Genomic DNA, 17,441 nt, shown 5'->3' on the forward strand with positions numbered 1-17,441 from the left:
CGAATCCCGTCTATTTTTACGCGTATGAGATTCCTGCTCGTGCCCGGGCGCGGTGTCCCGTACCCCGAACACTGGTCCTGGCAGTGGGCGCGCACGCTGCCCGGATGTGCGTGGGCGCCGGAACCGCCCGGCCCGCCGTACCTGGCCGGCGAGCGGGTGGCGGCCCTGCACGCGGCGCTGACCGCGGACGACGAGCCGGCCGTGCTGATCGCGCACAGCGCCGGCTGCCTGACGGTGGCGCACTGGGCGGCGCGGCACACCGGTCCGGTCCGGGCCGCGCTGCTGGTCACCCCGCCGTTCGTCGGCGACGAGGCGCCGCACGACCCGCTGCCGATGCGGTCGGTGGTGGTGGCCAGCCGCACCGACCCGCACGCCACATTCGCGCAGGCGACCCGGATGGCCGCGGACTGGGGTGCGCAGCTGTACGACGCCGGCCCGGTCGGGCACCTGGACTCCAAGACCGGGTTCGGGCCGTGGCCCGACGGCGAACGCCTGCTCCGGGAACTAGCCCACCGCGGCGCGGAAGCGTAGCCGCAGATCAGCGGCGTCCGGGTCCCACATCCCGGTGATCCAGGGCCAGGCCCGGGCCGCGGCGGCCCGTTCCGGTGGCGTGCCGGTCGCGGCCGCGGCGATGAGCCGCTCGGCCAGGGCCCGCTCGCCGAGGGCGCGGCACATCACCGTGACGAACCGTCGCACCGTGCTGCCGCTGATCTCGTGCAGGATCGCGTCGAGCACCAGGGATCCCAGGTCCGCGCCGTGGTCCGGTCGTTGCTCGAGCCGGTCGGCGACCTCGGCCCGTTTGTAGTGGACCCGGTTGAGCAGATTGTTCAGCTCGCCCAGCGGGGGAAGCGGCGGCACCGTCCAGTCCGGGTTCAGCACCCGCAACAGGCCGTCGAGGCGCTGCTCACACGCCGTCACGGCGTCCACGTCAAGCCCAGGCTCCGGCTCGTGCATCCCGGGGTGGTGGCGGGCGCGGCAGCGCAGGCAGTACCGGCGCGGATCGTCCTCGGCGCCGGTGGTCGCGGCGAGCACCTCCCGGATCTGCTCGGCGGTCAGCCGGCGGGCGTCCCAGACGAGTTCGGCGAGTGCGGCCGCGTCGGGGTGCCGGCGGTTGGTGGGCGCGCCGCCGACCCCGGTGGCCGCGGCCACGTCGTCCACCGGCATCCCGAACAGCGCGGCGAACGCACTCACATACTGCGGGGTGAGCTCGGCCCGGTCGGCGCAGACCATGTGCACCGTGGACTGGGAGACGTACGGTCCGTCGCCGACGATCATGAGGGTCTGGACGTTGATCAGGCGAATCCCCCGGTTGCGCGCGAGCGCCTGCACCAGCTGCCCCGGCTGCCCCGGTTCGGGCGCCGGCATCGGCTCGGACGGGGCCGACACCGGCATCCGCCGGATCATGGCGTGCAGCCGCCGCCGCTGGGACGTCCCCAGCATGACGGCCCGGTCCATGATCTTGCCGACGTGCGGCGAGCCGCCCGGGTTCGGTGCGGCCGCCAGCTCGGCCGGGACCGGACGGCCGGCCAGCACGAACAGGTCCGCGGCCCGCCATCCGAGCAGCGGTGCGAGAGCACCCAGCGCTGCCGGGGTCCGTTCGCCCGGGTCGACGACCTGGTGATGAGCCAGGAGGCGGCGCAGCGGCGAGTCGTCCATCCGGCCGAGACTATGCCGACGTGTCCACTGCTGCTGGGCGGTGCACGCCGGGCCGGCGGCCGAGCAGGACCAGGATGTGCCACAGATACTTCACGAGCTGCGTGTCGGCGCCGTCCCGGGCGGCCCGGCCGAGCACCTCGGCGTCCAGGACCGGCCGGCGGTACCGGTCGGCGAGTTCCTTCGCCAGCGCCGGGGTGTCGGGGCCGCGCAGCAGCACCGGGAACTCCGCGGCGGGCAGGGTGAACCCGGCGTGCCAGCGCACGGGCACACCCATCGCGTGCAGGTGCGTCTCGGTGGGCGTACCCCGGAAGCAGGGGTCCGCGACGACGGCCTCGACGTGGTGGCGGAGCGTGAGCCCGCCGTGGACCTGGGCTTCGACGTAGTCGTCGAGGGTGCGCCCGGGTTCCGTCGCGGACCCGGCGCGGCGCGCCGCGAGGATGGCCGCCCAGGCGCCGGCGTCGGTGGCGGGGACGCCGAGCGCGCCACCGAACCGGGGCACCTGGTCCAGCAGCTCGGCCCAGATCGTCGCGAACGCGTCCGCCGTGCCCACCAGGTCCGGTTGCCGGTGGCTGTCGCCGAGGCAGAACGTGGCGCGCTGCGACACCGCGCGGTGCAGCACCAGATGGCAGCTGCCGAACCGGGGTGCGGCGCCGTCCGGGTGCCCGGCCAGGTTCAGCGCACCGTAGATGGGCCGGCCCGCGACGCCGGTGTAGGCGCCACCGAACATGCGGTGCTCCCAGTGGTCGCGGTCGCCGCCCGGGTACGCGATGAGCGCCCCGCTGGAGATCCGCGTCTCGAACTGGCTGCGGTAGACGCCGTCGGCGGCCAGGCACTCGGCCACCGTCCGGCCGTCGGCGAGCGGGCGGTCCGGGTGGAAGTTCACCGTGATCGGGGCGTCCGGGACCGGCCCGGGCGCCCCGAGAGCACGCACGTGCGCGAGCGCGTGCCGCTCAGGCATGTGCGGGTCGTGCGCGGTCACTTCGCGGTCCTCTCCGGGCGGCTCTTACCCGGTCACTTCGCCGTGATCGTGCCGGTGGCGAGCAGGACCAGCAGCAGCGAGCCGAGGGCGAGCCGGTAGAAGATGAAGATGCTGTACGAGTGCTTCGAGACGAACTTGAGCAGCCACGTCACCGACGCGTACGCCACGACGAAACTCACCACGGTCGCCACGATGGTGTTCGTCCAGCCGACGCCGTTGGCTATCCGGTCCGCCTCGCCGACGCCTTGCAGGATGGACGCGCCGGTCAGTGCCGGGATCGACAGGAAGAACGACAGTTTCGTGACGGTGACCCGGTCGAGGTCACGCAGCAGACCCGCCGACATGGTGGCGCCGGAACGCGAGACACCCGGGATCAGGGCCAGGCACTGCACGGTGCCGATGATCAGTGTGTCTTTCCACGAGACGTCCTTCTCGTGGCGGACCTGGGTGGCGGCGTGGTCGGCGAACGCCATCACACCGCTCCACAGGATCAGCGCGCCGGCGACGAACCAGAGACTGCGCAGCGTCGTCTCGATCGCGTCCTTGAACAGCAGCGCGGCGAACACGATGGGCAACGAGCCGAGCAGCACAGCCCAGCCGAACCGGAAATCCGGGTGTTCGCGCTGCGTCTTGTCGAACAGACCCCGGAAGAACGCGGGCACCACCCGGGCGATGTCCTTGCGCAGGAACAGGATGGTGGCGAGCACCGCACCGGACTGAATGATCACCGTGAAGGCGGTGATGTCCGGGTCGTCGATGGTGTGCCCGAACAGTTTCTCCAGGATCGTCAAGTGACCCGTGCTGGACACCGGAAGGAACTCGGTGACGCCCTCGACCGCGCCGAGGATCACCGCTTCCACGATGCTCATATCCGAACTCAATTTATCCCGCTTTCCCCTAGCCAGCTTGAGAGCATAGGGGTGCCGATCACGCCGGGTTCCGCCGGGCACGGGCCGCCGCGATGGTGTACGCCGGGTCACGGTCCAGGTTGAATCGGTCACGGTCATAGCGCCGGGTGGTCCGCGGGTCGGCGTGTCCCATGGCGTCCTGAACGTCCTCCAGCGGGACCCCCTCGGCACGCGCCGACGTCGCGAACGAGTGCCGCAACGAGTGCGGTGACAACCGGTCGGCGGCGGCGATCCCGGCCTGCTTGGCGAGCCGGCGCACCAGGCGGAACACGGCGTGCCGGTCGATGCGGGCCCCGGTGGCGGTCACGAACAGCGGCCCCTCGCCGCTGCCGCGCAACCGCAGGTACTCGTCGAGGGCGAGCGCCGCGCCCGGGGTCAGCGCCCGGCGGCGGGCCCGGCCACCCTTGCCGACGAACCGCACGGTCCGGTGCCCCCGCTCCCAGCTGACGTCGGCCAGGTCGAGGCTGACCAGCTCACCGACCCGCAGCCCGAGGTCGGCCAGCAACACCAGCACGGCGCGGTGCCGGACCGCGGTCGGCCCCTGGGCCTGCTCGGCGGCGGACAGCAGCGCGTCCACCTCCTGCGGGGTGAGCCCGACCGTCGAGGAGTGGTCGCGGTCGACGTGCGGCCGGTCCGCGCCACCGACCGGGTTGGTGGCGACGGCGTTCAGCTTGACCAGGAAGTCGTACCAGCTGGAGACGCCGGAAAGCTTGCGCGCCACGGTCGCCGCGGCCATCGGCCGGGCTTCGAGCCCGCGAGCGTACGCGTTGACGTCCAGGAACGAGGCTCGCAGCGGGTCCAGGCCCCGGTCGTGGCACCAGGCCAGCCACGACGCCACGTCCCGCCGGTAGGCGGCGCGGGTGTGCTCGGACAGGCGCCGGTTCGCGAGCCAGGCCTCGGTGAACTCCGCCGCCGCGCCCGGTGTGCCGAGCGCGCCGGGCTGATGCGGTACCAGGGACATGCTGATCATTTTCTCAGCTCTCGATCACATGTCCGTCCGCGACATGCCAGTGCCGGGTGTGGCCGACCGCATCGGCGAACCAGCGGTCGTGAGTGACGATCAGCAGCGTCCCCCGGTAGCGGCGCAGCGCCTCCTCCACCACGTCGAGGGCCTCGAAGTCGAGGAAGTTGGTGGGCTCGTCGAGCAGCAGCACCCGCGACGGGCTGTTGACGACCACCGCCAGCAGCAGCCGCCGCAGCTCGCCGGCGGACAGCTCGCGCACCGGGGCACTCCACTGCTCGGCCTCGAACTGGTGCCCGGCGAGCAGCCGCTCGGCGTCGTCGACGTAGACCGGGACCCGCTCGCGGAAGAAGTCGAGCACGGTGGTGGCCGTGCGCAGCCCGTCGTCGGTCTGCGGCAGCACCGCGACCTCCGGGTGCCGGCTCGCGAGCGACCGCAGCAGGGTGGTCTTGCCGGCGCCGTTACGCCCGGTGATCAGGACGCGGTCGCGGCGGGTGACGTCGAGGTCGACGTGGTCGAGCAGCACCCGGTCGCCGTGCGCGACGGTCAGGTCGCGGACCTTGAGCACGATCTCCCCGTCGGCCGTGTCGTCGCCGGGGAACGCCAGGGTCAGCGGTGGCCGGGTGCGCGGCTGCGCGATCCATTTCACCGACGCCATCTGCCGGCGCAGCCGCCGCTCGCGGACCTTGGCCTTGCGGGCGACCAGGCGGGCCACCCGCCGCAGGTGCGGTGCGGTCACCCCGGACCGCACCGTGTTCTCCACACCGCGCGCCTGTCCCTTGGTGCGCTCGATGTCGGCCTCCCAGCGCAGCCGGTCCTTCTCCTGCGCCTCGAAGTCGAGCAGCAGCCGCTCCCAGCGGCGCTGCTTCTCCGCCCGGTAGGCGGTGTAGCCGCCGCCCGGGTAGTCCTGCGGCTGCTCCTCGATGCCGTCGAGCTCGACGATCCGGGTGGCGAAGTCGTCGAGGAACGCCCGGTCGTGGCTGACCGCGATCACGCCACCGGGGAAATCGTGCAGCCACCGCTGCAACCAGGCGGCGCCCTCGCCGTCGAGATGGTTGGTCGGCTCGTCGAGCAGCAACAGGTCCGGTGCGTCGAGCAGCGCCCGGGCCAGCAGCAGCCGTGCCTGCTCGCCGCCGCTGACCGCACTGACCGGCAGGTCGTCGGCGAGATGCTCGATGTCGAGGCGTTGCCGGATCTCGGTGAGCCGGGCCTCCGCGGTCCACCCTTCGAGGGCCGTCCACCGCTCCTGCACGGCGCCGAACCGCGCCAGCACGTCGTCACCGGCGGCCAGGCGCGTTTCCAGCGCCCGTAGCTCCGCGGTCACCTCCGCGAGCTCACCGAGACCGGCGGCGAGGAAGGCGCCGACGCTGTCGTCCTGGCCGGGCATCCGCTGCGGTACGTAGGACAGCCGCGCCCCGGGCGCGACGGTGACCGCACCGGCCGTCGGGGCGAGCTCGCCGGCCAGCACGCGCAGCAGGGTCGTTTTGCCGGCGCCGTTGGGGCCGACCACCCCGATCCGGTCGCCTGCGCGCAGGACCAGGTCGAGGCCGGCGAAGAGCAGGTCGCCGTCGTGGGCACGGCCGAGGCCGGCGGCTTTGAGATGGGTGGTGGACAAGGAGCGCCTCCGGAGCATGCGACACCGACAAAAGGGCAGCGAGGTCGGGTCGCTCTCACATGATCGGCGTGTGCTCCTGATCTCCGGCGGCAGGTCCGTGATCCACCCTGCTCCAGTGCGGCGCCGCCCGCAACCGTATTTCCCGCACCCGCATTTCCCTCCCCCGTGTCGTCATGCCGCCACGATAGATCGGTTGACGATATATAGCGACGGCCGTACTGTCCTTGGCGTGGACGCACCACCACCGGCGGACTGGCCGGTGCCCGCTCCCGAGCTCGAGCGTGCCTACCGGCGACTGATCACCATCGCGACCCTGCGGCGAGCCTCCGACCCGCTCGCCGTCACTACCTGAAAGGAGGCCCCGGCATGCAGGAACCCACCTTTTTGATCCTGACCGCGCTCGCGGCCCAGCCCCTGCACGGATACGGCATCGTCCAATCCGTGCTCGGCCTCTCCGCCGGTGATGTCAAGCTGCGCCCCGGCACCCTCTACGGCGCCTTGGACCGTCTCGCCGACCAAGGCCTGATCGAGGTCGACCGGGAGGAGGCCGTCGAGGGCCGGCTGCGGCGTTACTACCGGCTCAGCGACAACGGTGCCGCCGCCCTGTCCGTCGAGGTCGAGCGGCTGCGCAAACGGGCCGCGGCCGCGGAGACGCAGCTCCGGCAGCGACCGGGCGTCGTCCCGGGCCTGTCCCGGATCGCCGGCCTGCACGCGGGGCTGAACGGATGACCACAGGCGACCCGATGACCGCGGACGACTGGCCGCAGGCCGATCCGGGGCTGGAGCGTGCCTACCGGCGACTGTTGCGCGCCTATCCCCGCGCCTACCGGCGGCGCCACGGTCACGAGATCGTCACCACCCTGCTGGAGATGGCCGAGCCCGGCCGGCGGCGGCCGTCGCGCACCGAGCGGTGGCACCTGATCGGCAGCGGTCTGCGCCAGCGGTTCCGGCTGCCCGCCGGCCGGCCTCTCGCCCTGGTGGCGGCGGTGCTGGTGACCCTGATCGGCGGCGCGTCCGGCGCGGCCGCCGGGTCCTGGACCGCCGAGCGGACGTCCACGGCCGTGCCCAGCCAGGCCGGCGTCGAGGCCCTGCACGAGCGGCTGCTCGGCGACACACCGTCCGGCGCGGAACGCGGCCGAGGTGTCATCGACGACAGCGGCTCACCCTGGTGGGGCCGGATCGTGCTGGTGGACAGCAGCCTGCACGGCGGCATCGGCTGGGATGCCGAGGCCGCCCGGCAACAACTGATTGCCGACGGCTGGCAGGTCGGTGTCGTCCAGCAACGGCCCGAGGGCACCACCGGCGTCGAGCAGCAGGGCGGCACCGTCGGGTCCGCGCAAAGCCGGCAGGAGTTCGTGGCCCGCCGCGACGGCCTGACCGTGACGGTCATCGGCTCGTTCACCGAGCTGGGCGGCAGCGTGTCGACCGCCGTGGGCGCCACCGGCAACGCGACGCTGCTGCCGTTCACCGTGCTCGGCGCCCTGGCCGGCCTGGTCTGCGGCTGGCTGGTCACGGCCGCGGCCACCCAGCGGCTGCGACACGCCCGGGCGGGCCGGTCCCGGACGGCCGGCGTGCTGACCGGGGCGGCCGTGACCGCGCTGGCTCTGCCGGCGGTGGCGGTCTACGGCAACGTGATCCGCGCCGTCGAGCACGCGGCGCCGTCGCAGGGGCCGGTGTTCACGGTGCACAGCGCCCTGAACCCGGGGCCCTACTGGCCGTTCGGCCCGCCCGCGCTCAACCTGATCCTCGCCGCGACCGGCCTGGCGCTGGCTTTGGCGGTGCTGGTGACCGTCCTGATCCGTCCCGCTCCGGCCGCGGTGCCGCACCCCGCCGTCCACTGACCACTGACCGACCCGCTCACACCACGAGGACGACACACATGTCAACCAGTCAGTGGCCGCCGCAGGCCGAACCGGGGTTGGAACGGGCGTACCGGCGACTGCTGCGCGCCTACCCCGGCGACTTCCGGCAGCGGCACGGCCACGAGATCGTCACCACGCTGCTGGAGATGGCCGAACCTGGCCGGCGCCGCCCGGTCGCCGGGGACGCCTGGCACCTGATCGGCAGCGGGCTGCGCCAGCGGTTCCGGCTGCCCGCCGGCCGGCCCCTCGCCTGGGTCGCGGCGGTCCTGGTGACCCTGATCGGCGGGGCGTTCGGCGCGGCCGCCGGCTCCTGGGCGGCCGAACGCACCTTCCCGCAAGCGCCCGACGTCGCAGCGGCCGCGGTCCTGCACCGCGCCGTGGTCGGCGGACCGGGCATCGAAAGTTCGCGCACCATCATGGACCCGCCGCGGTCGCCCTGGTCCACCGATCAGATCGGCTGGAACACCTCGCTGGCCGGAAGCTGGGACGTCGCATCGGCTCGCGAGCGGCTGATCGCCGACGGGTGGCAGGTCGGTGCCGCGCCCCTGCGGCATCAGCTGCCACGGATCAGCGACGGGCAGGGCGAGCTGCTGCAACGCCAGGTGACCAACACCGAGTTCGAGGCTCGGCGTGACGGCGTCCGCCTGCGGGTCACCTCGTGGACCATCGACGCCGACGGGCCGCCGGGCACCGAAAGCTCGGTCGGCACGACCACGGGGACGACCGGCAACGCGGCACTGGTGCCGGCGATCGTGGCAGGGGGTGTGCTCGGGTTGGCCGGCGGCTGGCTGCTCGCGGCGGGCGCGGCGCGCCGGATCCGTCATCTGCCGAGCGGGCGGTCCCCCGTCACCACGGCGCTGGCCACCGCGACGGTGCTGCTCCTGGCGCTGCCGGCGGTCGCGTTCTACGGCAACGGGGTGCGGGCCGTCGAGCTCGCGGGGCAGCGGGAGATGGTGTTCACCGTGCACAGCGCGCTCACACCGGGGCCGTACTGGCCGTTCGGCCCGGGCTGGCTCAACCTGGCCCTGACCGGCGCCGGGCTGCTGGTGGGCGCCGGGGCACTGACGGCCTCGCGGGGACGATCGCCGGTCGCGGCACGGCAGCAATCCGAGGAGTTGGCGTGAGGCCGGACGGGGTGGCGTGATGCGGGAGCGGACGTTCCTGATCCTGCTCGCTCTGACGCCGCAGGCGCGGGACGGCTCCGGCATCACCCGGGCAGTGCGGGAGCTGTCCGGTGGGGCGGTGTCATTGCGGGCGGCGACCCTCTACGGGGAGCTGGACCGGCTCACCGGGTGCGAGCTGATCGAGGTCGACCGGGAAGAGGCGTGGCGGGGACGGATGCGGCGGTACTACCGGCTCGACTACCACGGGGCGATCGAGCTGGACCGGCAGAGCGCGCTGCGGCGGCGGGCCGCGGCCATGGGCGGAGGCGCGGGCGCAGCCATGGGCGGAGGCTTGGGCGCGGGCGGGGGGTCGCTGTGGCGAATCTTGCTGAGAGGTCTGTCGCACTGACTCAACCCCGGCACCGGTGAGCCGATGAACTCGGTGACGGTGGCGCCAGCGGGATGCCGGTACGGCCGGGGAGGTTTCGGGGGCGGCTGTGTGCCGTACTCCTGGAGGTGGGGGCTGTTGCGCGGTTCGCGCGGCAGCCCCCAAAATCCCCGCGGCGTGGTCACGCCGCCTGCGCCAGGCCCGAGGCCATGTCGGACAGGCGCAGACCGGTGACGTCGGTGACGCCAAGTCGGCCGGCCAGGGTGCTGCGGGCCGCGATCTGGGCGGCGTAAGCGGCGCGGCGGCGGGCGACGCAGCCGTCCTTGGCGTCCGGGACGCGCATCTGCTCCATGTGGGTGATCAGTCCGTCGCGGAGCAGGGCCAGGGCTTCGGTGCGCAGCTGCGAGACCCGGGACTCGGTCACGCCGAGTTCGGCGGCCACCTCGGACAGGGGGCGTTCCTGCAGGAAGGACGCCTCCACGACGTAGCGCAGACGTTCCGGCAGCACGGTCACCGCGTCGTGCAGGTAGCCGAGCCGTTCCCGGTGCAGCAGCAGCTCCTCCGGGTTCATCGCCGTCTCGGTGACCAGGTCCTCGGCGGTGCCGGTGGCGAAACCCTGCAACGACAGCACGGCGGCCCGCTGCACGTCGTCGTCGACGCTGCTGAGCTCGTTGACGGCGACACCGAGCAGTTCGGCCAGTTCCTCGGCCGTGGGCGTGCGACCCAGCTGGCGGGTCAGTTCCTCGCGGGCCACGTCGGCGCGGCGGGCGCGGGCCCGGACCGACCGGCTCGCCCAGTCCATGCTGCGCAGCTCGTCGAGCAGGGCACCGCGGACCCGGACCGCCGCGAACCGGCCGAACGGGATGCCACGTTCCGGGTCGAACGCCTGGGCGGCCGTGACCAGCGCGGCGTAACCGGCCGAGGCGAGATCGTCGCGGTGCACGTGCGGCGGCACCTTGAAGAGCATCTCGCGGACCATGTGTCCGACCAGTGCCATGTTGTCCCGGATCAGTTCTTCCTGCTCACGGGTGACAGAAGTCTGAGCGGTCGCGGTCATTTCGGTTCCCCCCTGTGTCGGCGCCATGACGGCTCACCGGCTTGCAAAGGGAACTTTTCGCCGCTACGGGTGCAGGAAGCAGGCACTCTCGGTTGCCGCTTGGTTGCACTGTGCGATTTACCTCAAGTGCTGCTACCAGATCCGTCACGGCACGGAGGGGAAACCGGGAAACCACTGGAACTGTCGTTGCCGGGGGAACGGCGATGGCCGAGACTGCGACGATGGAACCGACACACAGTTCTCTGGTTGTGCCGATTCCGGAGGCGGAGCCGGCGGTCGCCGCGCTGCGGTCGCGGCTGGACAGCTCCGCGGCCGGCGGGATGCCGGCGCACATCACGGTGCTCCACCCGTTCCTGGCGCCGGCGCGGATGACCCCGTCGGTGCTGGCGGCGGTGCGCCTGATCGTGGCCGGGGTGCCGCGCTTCTTCCTGAGCCTGGACCGGGTCGGCTGGTTCGGGGAGCGGGTCGTCTGGCTCGATCCGCAACCGGCCGAGCCGTTCCGGGAGCTGACCAACCGGATCGCGGCCCGGTTCCCGCAGGCCCCGCCGTACGAGGGCCGGTTCACCGAGGTCGTCCCGCACCTCACCGTCGGCCACGACCACCCGGTCGCCGACCTGCGCGCCGCCGGCGACGAGGTGCGGGCGCACCTGCCCATCCGTGCCCGGGTGACGTCCCTGCACCTGATGGCGGGCTGCCCCGGCCACGCCGGCTCCTGGCACACCGTCACGGACTTCCCGCTCGGCTGACCGGGCACGGCCGAGCGAGGAGAACGGGCACAGCCCGGCGAGCAGGAAGCGGCGGGGTCAGGCGCCGACCCAGGCGGAGACCGTCCGGGTCCGGGTCACCGTGCGCGCCGGCACCCACGTCCGCACCGGCCGCTTCGCCCAGTGTCCCTTCACCCACACCGTACGGCTGATGAGTTTGCCGCCCTCCTTCACCGTGCGCACCTGGTGGTGCCCCTTGACCCAGACCCGCCGGTCGACGCTGCGGTAGTGCCCCGGCACGGTCGCCCGGTAGCGTTCGGTCACGAACCGCCGGGTCTGCCACTGCACCGTCGTCACCTCGGTCCCGCCGACGACGGCGGTGACCGGCCGCCGGTGCCACCACCGGCAGTCGCGGACCGTGCGGTAGTGGCACAGGTACGCCTGGTCGGTGTCGTCCGGGTCCGGCGTGACCGGCCAGGACGGGTCGATCGTGGTGCGCAACGCCTCGTACCAGGTGTGGGCCATCCGCGCGTAGCCGTACGCGTTCGGGTGGTGCCGGTCGTAGATGGACAGCCCGCCGATCGGGGCCTGGTCGACCAGGTGCACCCGCGGCCCCTTGTCCGCCACCACGCCGGGGATCAGCCTGTTGTAGCCGACGTTCGCCGCCTCCTCCGAGGTCACCGCCGTGCCGACGATCGTGGCGACGTAGATCTGCGCCTCGGGGGCGGCCGCCCGCACCTGGTCGATCAGGCCGGCCAGTTTGCCGGCCACCTGCGCCGGCTTCTCGCCGCGGGTGATGTTGTTGGTGCCGGCGTGCAGCAGCACCACGTCGGGGTCGTAGGTGTTGACCCAGCCGCCGGCCTGCTCGGTGAGCTGGTCGATGGTCCAGCCGCCGTGGCCTTCGTGGTCCGGGTCGCCGGCGGTGCCGCCCTGCTGGGAGCCGACGAAGTCGAACGTCATCCCGGCGTTGGTGAGTTTGCGTTGCAGGCGCAGCCGGTACCCGTCCTTGCCGACGACCCCGACCCCGGCGGTGATCGAGTCACCGAGCGGCATGATCCGCACCGGGGCCGTGTCGTCGGTCGCAGCCGTCACGGGCGCGGCCGTCGCGGGCACGCCGAACAGCACGCCGGCGGAGACCGCAAGAGCGGGGAGAAGAGCACGCAGCATCGCGGAAAGCACCGTCCTCAGGCAGCCAGAAACCGAACTCGCGAGATCTGTTCGGCATGCTGCTAACGGTGCAAAGCCGGAAACGGGCACGGCGACCGTTCCGCACCCGGTTCGCAGGGCTACGGAACCCCGCGCCGCCAGCCGGGACAAACTGCCTATAGTGACGCATATGACTATCAGCCCGGTCCGTCACATCACGTTCGACGCCCGCGAACCCCTGGCCGTCGCCGCGTTCTGGTCACAGCTGACCGGCGCGCCCGTCGACGCCGAGTCCGACACCGAGGAAGCCCTCGTCGAGACCACCCCCGGCCTGCTGTTCATCGCGGTGCCCGAGGGCAAGACGGTGAAGAACCGCGTGCACCTCGACATCCAGCCACCGACCGGCACCCGCGACGAGTTCGTCGAGCGGATGCTGGCCGCCGGCGCCACCGTCCACGAGGATCACCGCAAGCCCGACGGCACCGGCTGGGTCACCATGCGCGACCCCGAGGGCAACGAGTTCTGCGTGGAGCGCAGCGCCGCCGAACGCGCCGGCTGAGAACGCTCAGCCCTGCAGGCGCCGGCCGCGGGGACCGAGCGGGACCTCCGACATGTCGACCGTCTGCGAGGTGAGACGCTTGAAGCCGTACCCCCGCTCGGTCATCCAGGCCGCCGCCTTCGCCTCCGAGCGCGCCGTCACCTGCGGGATGTCCTTCTCCTGCGCCACCTCCTCGGCGAAGCGGAAGGTGAAGAACGGCCGCGCCGCGAGGTCGTAGGTGAGGTGCCCGTCCGCGGTGTACCGCACCGCGAGGATGTCGGCGTGCTCGGGACCGGCGGCGAGAAGTTCGGCCTGCTGCTCGGCGGTCAGGTTGTCGAAGGAGCCGCGCACGGTGACGCGGACGGTACGGTTGTCTGTCACGCCGGACAGTATCGGCAATCGGGCCGCGCGTTTCATCCGATAAATTCGCGCGCCAGGCGCAACCGCATCGACGTCCGCCGGAATGCTAGGCGACCTTGGCGCGCAGGGACACGTCGCGGCCGCTGAGCCAGAGCAGCCCGTACGCGATCGCCACCGCGACCACGGTGACCGGCAGCAGCGGCAGGTCGGTGCGCGCGAACGGCAGGCTGAAGAACCCGTTGACGCCGCCGCTGAGCACCACCAGCACCGCCGCCGGGATCAGCGCCAGTCCGCCGCCGGCCTCCCAGCGGTAGAACGCGACCCCGACGAACACGCCGACCATCAGCCAGATCAGCAGCATGCTCCAGTACGCCGTGAAGATCGTCCCGTACTCGTCGGCGGCGTAGATCCGCTGTTGCTGTACCTTCTGCTCCCAGTCGAGAGCCCGGTAGGCGGCCGTCTCGATCGCGTAGCAGCCGGTGATCAGGGCCGCCACCAGCCCCGTGGTGATCACCTGGAAGATCGGGTGCTGGGTCAGGAACTCGCGGCGCGTCCGGCCGTGCACCAGCATCGTGGGCAGCAGATTCGACGTGGAGGCGCCGTAGCCCAGGGCCGCCCACGGCAGCACCTGCCCGACGACGTCGACACCGCTGAGCCGGATGTCAACGTAGATCGACACCGCGCCGACGACCACGCCAACGAACAGGTAGATCGGGATCAGGACGAGCAGCAGGAACACGGTGTGGCTGCTCAGCAGGTAGCGCAGGATAGGCCAGCGCGTCATCGGATCGCTCCCTCAGCCTCGGTCCGGCCGTTGTCCGTCAGGTGGATGAACAGGTCCTGCACACCCACCGGCCCCAGTTCCAGCCCCTTGGCCCGGGCCCGGCGGCGGTGCTCCTCGTCGAGCAGGCCGTAGACCATGGCCTGCACGGTCGGGCCGAGCCGCTGCCGGCTCAGCACGGTCAGCCCGGTCACGAACTCCTCGACCAGTTCGGCCGGGCCCGTCACCGACACGCCCCGCGTCCGCAGTTCGTCCAGCTCCTCGCGCACCAGCAGCCGGCCGCGGTCGATGATCAGCACCTCTTCGAAGATCGGGCTCTGCTCCTCGATCAGGTGGGTGGAGATGACGAACGTGCGCGGCCGGGCCAGGTAGTCGCGCAGCAGCTCGTCGAGGAACAGCTGCCGGGTCGGCGCGTCCATGCCCAGGTGCGCCTCGTCGAACATGGTCAGCGGCGCCCGCGACGCCAGGCCGACGACCACACCGAACGCCGAGCGCTGCCCGCGCGACAGTTGGCCGACTGTCTTCTTGCGGGGCAGGGTGAACCGGTCCATCAGCTCACCGGCGTACTTGTCGTCCCAGTCGGGCCGCAGGTGTTTCGCCATGTCGAGGATGTCGCGCAGGTTGTCCCCGGTGTCGCCGACGCCGCTGTCGTCGCGGATCAGGCAGGTCCGCGACGTGACCGGCAGGTTCTCGAAGATCGGTTCCCCGCCGATGCGCACGGTGCCGGCGGTCGGCTTGCGGAAACCGGCGAGCGTGGCCAGCAGCGTGCTCTTGCCCGCGCCGTTGCGCCCGAGCAGGCCGTAGATCTTGCCGCCGGGCAGGTCGAGGGTGAGGTCGCCGAGGGCCTCGGTGTCGCCGTAGCACACCCGCAGGCCGTCGGTCCGGATCGAGAGTGTCATCGGCCGTTGCCCCCCTGGTCGAAGAGCTGCTGGATACGGGTCTGGATCTCGGCCGCCGGGATGCCCAGGGCCTGGGCCTCGGCGACCATCGGCTCGAGCACGTCGGCGAAGAACCGCTCGCGGCGCTGGTCGCGCAGCCGGCCCTGGGCGTCGGCGCTGACGAACATGCCGACGCCGCGCCGTTTGTAGATGACGCCTTCGTCGACGAGGTGCTGGAACGCCTTGGCGGCGGTGGCCGGGTTGATCCGGTAGTGCGCCGCGTACTGATTGGTCGACATCACCTGCTCCTCCGCGTTGAGCACACCCCGGAGCACATCCGCCTTGATCTGCTCAGCGATCTGCCGGTAGATCGGGCTGTGGTCGTCGAACACGGGACCCGCCCTTCGTTGGTTAATTACTCTAGTAACGAACCATAGAGGCTCGGGGCAAGCGCAGGCAACAGCGGCAGCCGTACCTCAGGTGTCGGAATCCGGCCTCGCGCGTGCAGCACCGCCTTGACCACCGTGGGGTTGGGCTGCGCGAACACCGCCTTCGACAGCTTCGCCAGCCGCCGCCCGGAGGCGATGTCGCGGTCACCGAAGAACCGGACGAAAGCCTCGGTCTCCAGGTGCGCGGACGCGAGGATGCCACCCCGCGCGCCCATCGCCAGCATCGGCGCCAGGAACACGTCGTCGCCGCAGAGCACCGCGAACCCGGTCGGCGGATCCGCCAGCAGATCCACCAGATCGGCGTCCACCGCGCCCGTCGCGTACTTGATCCCGATCACCGCGTCGATCGCCGCCAGCCGCCGGATCGTGTCGGCGCCCAGCGGCTGACCGGTGCGCTGCGGCACGTGATAGACGACAAGCGGGATCGGGCTCGTCGCGGCCAGCGCCTCGAAGTGCGCGACCACGCCGTCCGGGCCCGGCCGGACGAACGGCGGCACCAGGGTCAGGGCGGCTCCGGCTCCGCTCGCTGCCGCCTCACGAAGCTCCGCCGCCGTGTTCGCGCCGACGATCAGATCCGGACTCGCGCCGAGAACTCTCAGCACCTCACGCCGTTCGGCACTGCTGAGCGACGCGGCCTCCGCGGTGGTGCCGAGCGCGACGAGGCGGGCGCCGGCCAGGAGCATGGCTTGCGCCAGATCTTCGAGTACGGCGTACGCGACCGCGTTGTCGGCGTCGAAGGGAGTGATCAACGGAACGTGAATGCCGGAAAGATCCATGACCTGACGATCGTCGACCCGACCGTTAAGCACCAGTTCCGATCCCTGGCCCCGACCATAAGCTGAGCTGATGCTCGACGTCCGGCGGTTACGCCTGCTCCACGACCTGGACCGGCTCGGCACCATCGCCGCGGTCGCGGCCGCGCACACCTACACCCCGTCCGCGGTGTCGCAGCAACTGTCCGCCCTGGAACGTGAGGCGGGCGTGCCCCTGCTGGAACGCACCGGCCGCCGCGTCACCCTCACCGCCGCCGGGCACATCCTGGTCCGGCACACCGCCGACGTGCTCGCCGGCCTGGAACGGGCCGCCGCCGCCCTGGCTGCCGCCCGCACCGGACCCGCCGGTCCGTTCCGGATCGGCGCGTTCCCCACCGCCGTGCGCACCATCCTCCCGGCCGCGCTGGTGGCCCTGGCCCGTGACCATCCCGCCCTCGAACTGCAGGTGACCGAACTCGATCCGTCCGCCGTGCCCGCCGCCCTGCGCGAACGCCGCCTCGACGCCGGGCTGGTCCACACCTACGACTCCCCCGGCGCCGTCCCGCCCGTGCCCATCGACCGGCAGTCCATCGCGCCGGCCATGATCGACGACCGTGACGTGACGTCGGTCGCGCCGTCCGTGCACGACGACCGCGACCTGGAGTCGGTCGCGCTGCTGGACGAGGCCGTGCATCTGGCAGTCCCGGCCGCCCTGCCCGCCGCCGGCCTCGCCGACCTGCGCGACCAGCCCTGGATCATGGCGACTCCCGGAACCCTGTGCCACGAGATCACCGTGCGGGTGTGTCAGGCCGCCGGATTCACCCCACGGGTACGCCACCGGGCCGACGACTTCACCGCGGTCCTAGCCCTGGTCGCCGCGGGCCAGGGCGTCTCCCTTGTCCCAGCCCTGGCCCTGGCCCCACCGCCGTCCGCCGCTCCGCCCGCGCCTGGCCCGTCCGCGCCCAGCCCTTCCGTGCCCAGCACTTCCGCGCCCAGTCCGTCCTTGCCGGGCCGGCCGTCGCCCGCCCCGGCGCCACCTGAGCCGGTGCCGCCCACCCTGGCGCCGGCCGGGATCCGGTTACTTCCCGCACCCACCCGCCGCCGCACCCGGATCGCCCACCGCCGGGGCGCCGCCACGCACCCGGCCGTGACCGCCCTGACGGCTGCCCTGCGCGTCGCAGCCCAACCCTTCGCCCCGCTCTGACGGCTCCCCCTGCGCGGCAGGTTCCCGGTCCAAGCCCCTTCCGGCAGCCCTCGGTGACGCCTGACGCGCTGTCGCTGTGCGGATGTTGATCTGCTGGCGC

At 72.4% G+C, this 17,441-nt stretch carries 21 protein-coding genes; 9 read left to right on the forward strand and 12 right to left on the reverse strand.

Annotated features, from left to right (window positions below; all coding sequences use genetic code 11):
- Nucleotides 1–24 precede the first annotated feature (24 nt).
- The gene (locus tag LPA41_RS32030) at nucleotides 25–531 is read left to right on the forward strand and encodes an alpha/beta hydrolase (protein ID WP_229074848.1); all 507 of its coding nucleotides are present in this window, start codon (nucleotides 25–27) and stop codon (nucleotides 529–531) included.
- Here the strand turns inward: LPA41_RS32030 and LPA41_RS32035 are convergent.
- Genes LPA41_RS32035 through LPA41_RS32055 form a run of 5 tightly spaced genes read right to left on the reverse strand, consistent with a single transcriptional unit; the run spans nucleotide 505 to nucleotide 6,119 of the window.
- Nucleotides 505–1,656 (reverse strand): hypothetical protein, encoded by a 1,152-nt coding sequence (locus tag LPA41_RS32035; protein ID WP_229074849.1) that lies wholly within the window; start codon nucleotides 1,654–1,656, stop codon nucleotides 505–507. The genes LPA41_RS32030 and LPA41_RS32035 overlap by 27 nt on opposite strands.
- A 10-nt stretch (nucleotides 1,657–1,666) precedes the next feature.
- On the reverse strand, nucleotides 1,667–2,635 hold the full coding sequence (locus tag LPA41_RS32040) for a DUF3626 domain-containing protein (RefSeq protein WP_229074850.1): 969 nt from the start codon (nucleotides 2,633–2,635) through the stop codon (nucleotides 1,667–1,669).
- Nucleotides 2,636–2,667: 32 nt separating this feature from the next.
- Nucleotides 2,668–3,504: an undecaprenyl-diphosphate phosphatase gene (locus LPA41_RS32045; RefSeq protein ID WP_229074851.1), complete on the reverse strand. Its 837-nt coding sequence runs from the start codon at nucleotides 3,502–3,504 to the stop codon at nucleotides 2,668–2,670.
- A gap of 58 nt (nucleotides 3,505–3,562) precedes the next feature.
- Nucleotides 3,563–4,513 carry a tyrosine-type recombinase/integrase gene (locus tag LPA41_RS32050; RefSeq protein WP_229074852.1) on the reverse strand — a complete coding sequence of 317 codons (951 nt, stop codon included), beginning with the start codon at nucleotides 4,511–4,513 and terminating at the stop codon, nucleotides 3,563–3,565.
- A 4-nt stretch (nucleotides 4,514–4,517) separates the two neighbouring features.
- Complete coding sequence (locus tag LPA41_RS32055) at nucleotides 4,518–6,119, reverse strand: ABC-F family ATP-binding cassette domain-containing protein (RefSeq protein WP_229074853.1); 1,602 nt, start codon at nucleotides 6,117–6,119, stop codon at nucleotides 4,518–4,520.
- Nucleotides 6,120–6,348: 229 nt separating this feature from the next.
- On the opposite strand from LPA41_RS32055, the gene LPA41_RS42225 reads away from it, so the two are divergent.
- From LPA41_RS42225 to LPA41_RS32075, 5 genes are read left to right on the forward strand one after another with little or no spacing between them, the layout of a single operon-like run.
- Nucleotides 6,349–6,471, forward strand: coding sequence for a hypothetical protein (locus LPA41_RS42225; RefSeq protein WP_255690798.1), 123 nt, complete (start codon nucleotides 6,349–6,351; stop codon nucleotides 6,469–6,471).
- Nucleotides 6,472–6,485: 14 nt separating this feature from the next.
- Nucleotides 6,486–6,848 carry a PadR family transcriptional regulator gene (locus LPA41_RS32060; RefSeq protein WP_229074854.1) on the forward strand — a complete coding sequence of 121 codons (363 nt, stop codon included), beginning with the start codon at nucleotides 6,486–6,488 and terminating at the stop codon, nucleotides 6,846–6,848.
- On the forward strand, nucleotides 6,845–7,960 hold the full coding sequence (locus LPA41_RS32065; protein ID WP_229074855.1) for a hypothetical protein: 1,116 nt from the start codon (nucleotides 6,845–6,847) through the stop codon (nucleotides 7,958–7,960). The genes LPA41_RS32060 and LPA41_RS32065 overlap by 4 nt, the downstream gene beginning before the upstream one ends.
- A gap of 38 nt (nucleotides 7,961–7,998) precedes the next feature.
- A complete protein-coding gene (locus LPA41_RS32070) occupies nucleotides 7,999–9,105 on the forward strand; it encodes a hypothetical protein (protein ID WP_229074856.1) in 1,107 nt (368 codons plus the stop codon).
- Between the two features lie 19 nt (nucleotides 9,106–9,124).
- A complete protein-coding gene (locus LPA41_RS32075; protein ID WP_229074857.1) occupies nucleotides 9,125–9,493 on the forward strand; it encodes a PadR family transcriptional regulator in 369 nt (122 codons plus the stop codon).
- Nucleotides 9,494–9,653: 160 nt separating this feature from the next.
- On the opposite strand, the gene LPA41_RS32080 is transcribed toward LPA41_RS32075, so the two are convergent.
- Nucleotides 9,654–10,529: a sigma-70 family RNA polymerase sigma factor gene (locus LPA41_RS32080; RefSeq protein ID WP_229074858.1), complete on the reverse strand. Its 876-nt coding sequence runs from the start codon at nucleotides 10,527–10,529 to the stop codon at nucleotides 9,654–9,656.
- Nucleotides 10,530–10,777: 248 nt separating this feature from the next.
- On the opposite strand from LPA41_RS32080, the gene LPA41_RS32085 reads away from it, so the two are divergent.
- Nucleotides 10,778–11,275, forward strand: coding sequence for a 2'-5' RNA ligase family protein (locus LPA41_RS32085; protein WP_229074859.1), 498 nt, complete (start codon nucleotides 10,778–10,780; stop codon nucleotides 11,273–11,275).
- Nucleotides 11,276–11,332: 57 nt separating this feature from the next.
- On the opposite strand, the gene LPA41_RS32090 is transcribed toward LPA41_RS32085, so the two are convergent.
- Nucleotides 11,333–12,400: an SGNH/GDSL hydrolase family protein gene (locus LPA41_RS32090; RefSeq protein ID WP_229074860.1), complete on the reverse strand. Its 1,068-nt coding sequence runs from the start codon at nucleotides 12,398–12,400 to the stop codon at nucleotides 11,333–11,335.
- 169 nt (nucleotides 12,401–12,569) lie between these two features.
- Between LPA41_RS32090 and LPA41_RS32095 the strand changes: the two genes are divergently transcribed.
- Nucleotides 12,570–12,938 (forward strand): VOC family protein, encoded by a 369-nt coding sequence (locus tag LPA41_RS32095; RefSeq protein WP_229074861.1) that lies wholly within the window; start codon nucleotides 12,570–12,572, stop codon nucleotides 12,936–12,938.
- Between the two features lie 6 nt (nucleotides 12,939–12,944).
- Here the strand turns inward: LPA41_RS32095 and LPA41_RS32100 are convergent, their stop codons facing one another.
- The 5 genes from LPA41_RS32100 to LPA41_RS32120 all read right to left on the reverse strand — a co-directional run bounded on the left by LPA41_RS32100 (nucleotide 12,945) and on the right by LPA41_RS32120 (nucleotide 16,161).
- A complete protein-coding gene (locus LPA41_RS32100) occupies nucleotides 12,945–13,298 on the reverse strand; it encodes a DUF6204 family protein (RefSeq protein WP_229074862.1) in 354 nt (117 codons plus the stop codon).
- An 85-nt stretch (nucleotides 13,299–13,383) separates the two neighbouring features.
- Nucleotides 13,384–14,061, reverse strand: coding sequence for a hypothetical protein (locus LPA41_RS32105; protein ID WP_229074863.1), 678 nt, complete (start codon nucleotides 14,059–14,061; stop codon nucleotides 13,384–13,386).
- The gene (locus LPA41_RS32110) at nucleotides 14,058–14,957 is read right to left on the reverse strand and encodes an ATP-binding cassette domain-containing protein (protein WP_229074864.1); all 900 of its coding nucleotides are present in this window, start codon (nucleotides 14,955–14,957) and stop codon (nucleotides 14,058–14,060) included. The genes LPA41_RS32105 and LPA41_RS32110 overlap by 4 nt, the downstream gene beginning before the upstream one ends.
- A complete protein-coding gene (locus tag LPA41_RS32115; RefSeq protein ID WP_229074865.1) occupies nucleotides 14,954–15,328 on the reverse strand; it encodes a GntR family transcriptional regulator in 375 nt (124 codons plus the stop codon). The genes LPA41_RS32110 and LPA41_RS32115 overlap by 4 nt, the downstream gene beginning before the upstream one ends.
- 23 nt (nucleotides 15,329–15,351) lie before the next feature.
- Nucleotides 15,352–16,161 carry a dihydrodipicolinate synthase family protein gene (locus LPA41_RS32120; RefSeq protein ID WP_229074866.1) on the reverse strand — a complete coding sequence of 270 codons (810 nt, stop codon included), beginning with the start codon at nucleotides 16,159–16,161 and terminating at the stop codon, nucleotides 15,352–15,354.
- 70 nt (nucleotides 16,162–16,231) lie between these two features.
- Between LPA41_RS32120 and LPA41_RS32125 the strand changes: the two genes are divergently transcribed.
- A complete protein-coding gene (locus tag LPA41_RS32125; RefSeq protein ID WP_229074867.1) occupies nucleotides 16,232–17,341 on the forward strand; it encodes a LysR family transcriptional regulator in 1,110 nt (369 codons plus the stop codon).
- The last annotated feature ends 100 nt before the right edge of the window (nucleotides 17,342–17,441 follow it).

The sequence above is a fragment of the Actinoplanes sp. DH11 genome (assembly GCF_020873875.1).
Classification (GTDB): domain Bacteria; phylum Actinomycetota; class Actinomycetes; order Mycobacteriales; family Micromonosporaceae; genus Actinoplanes.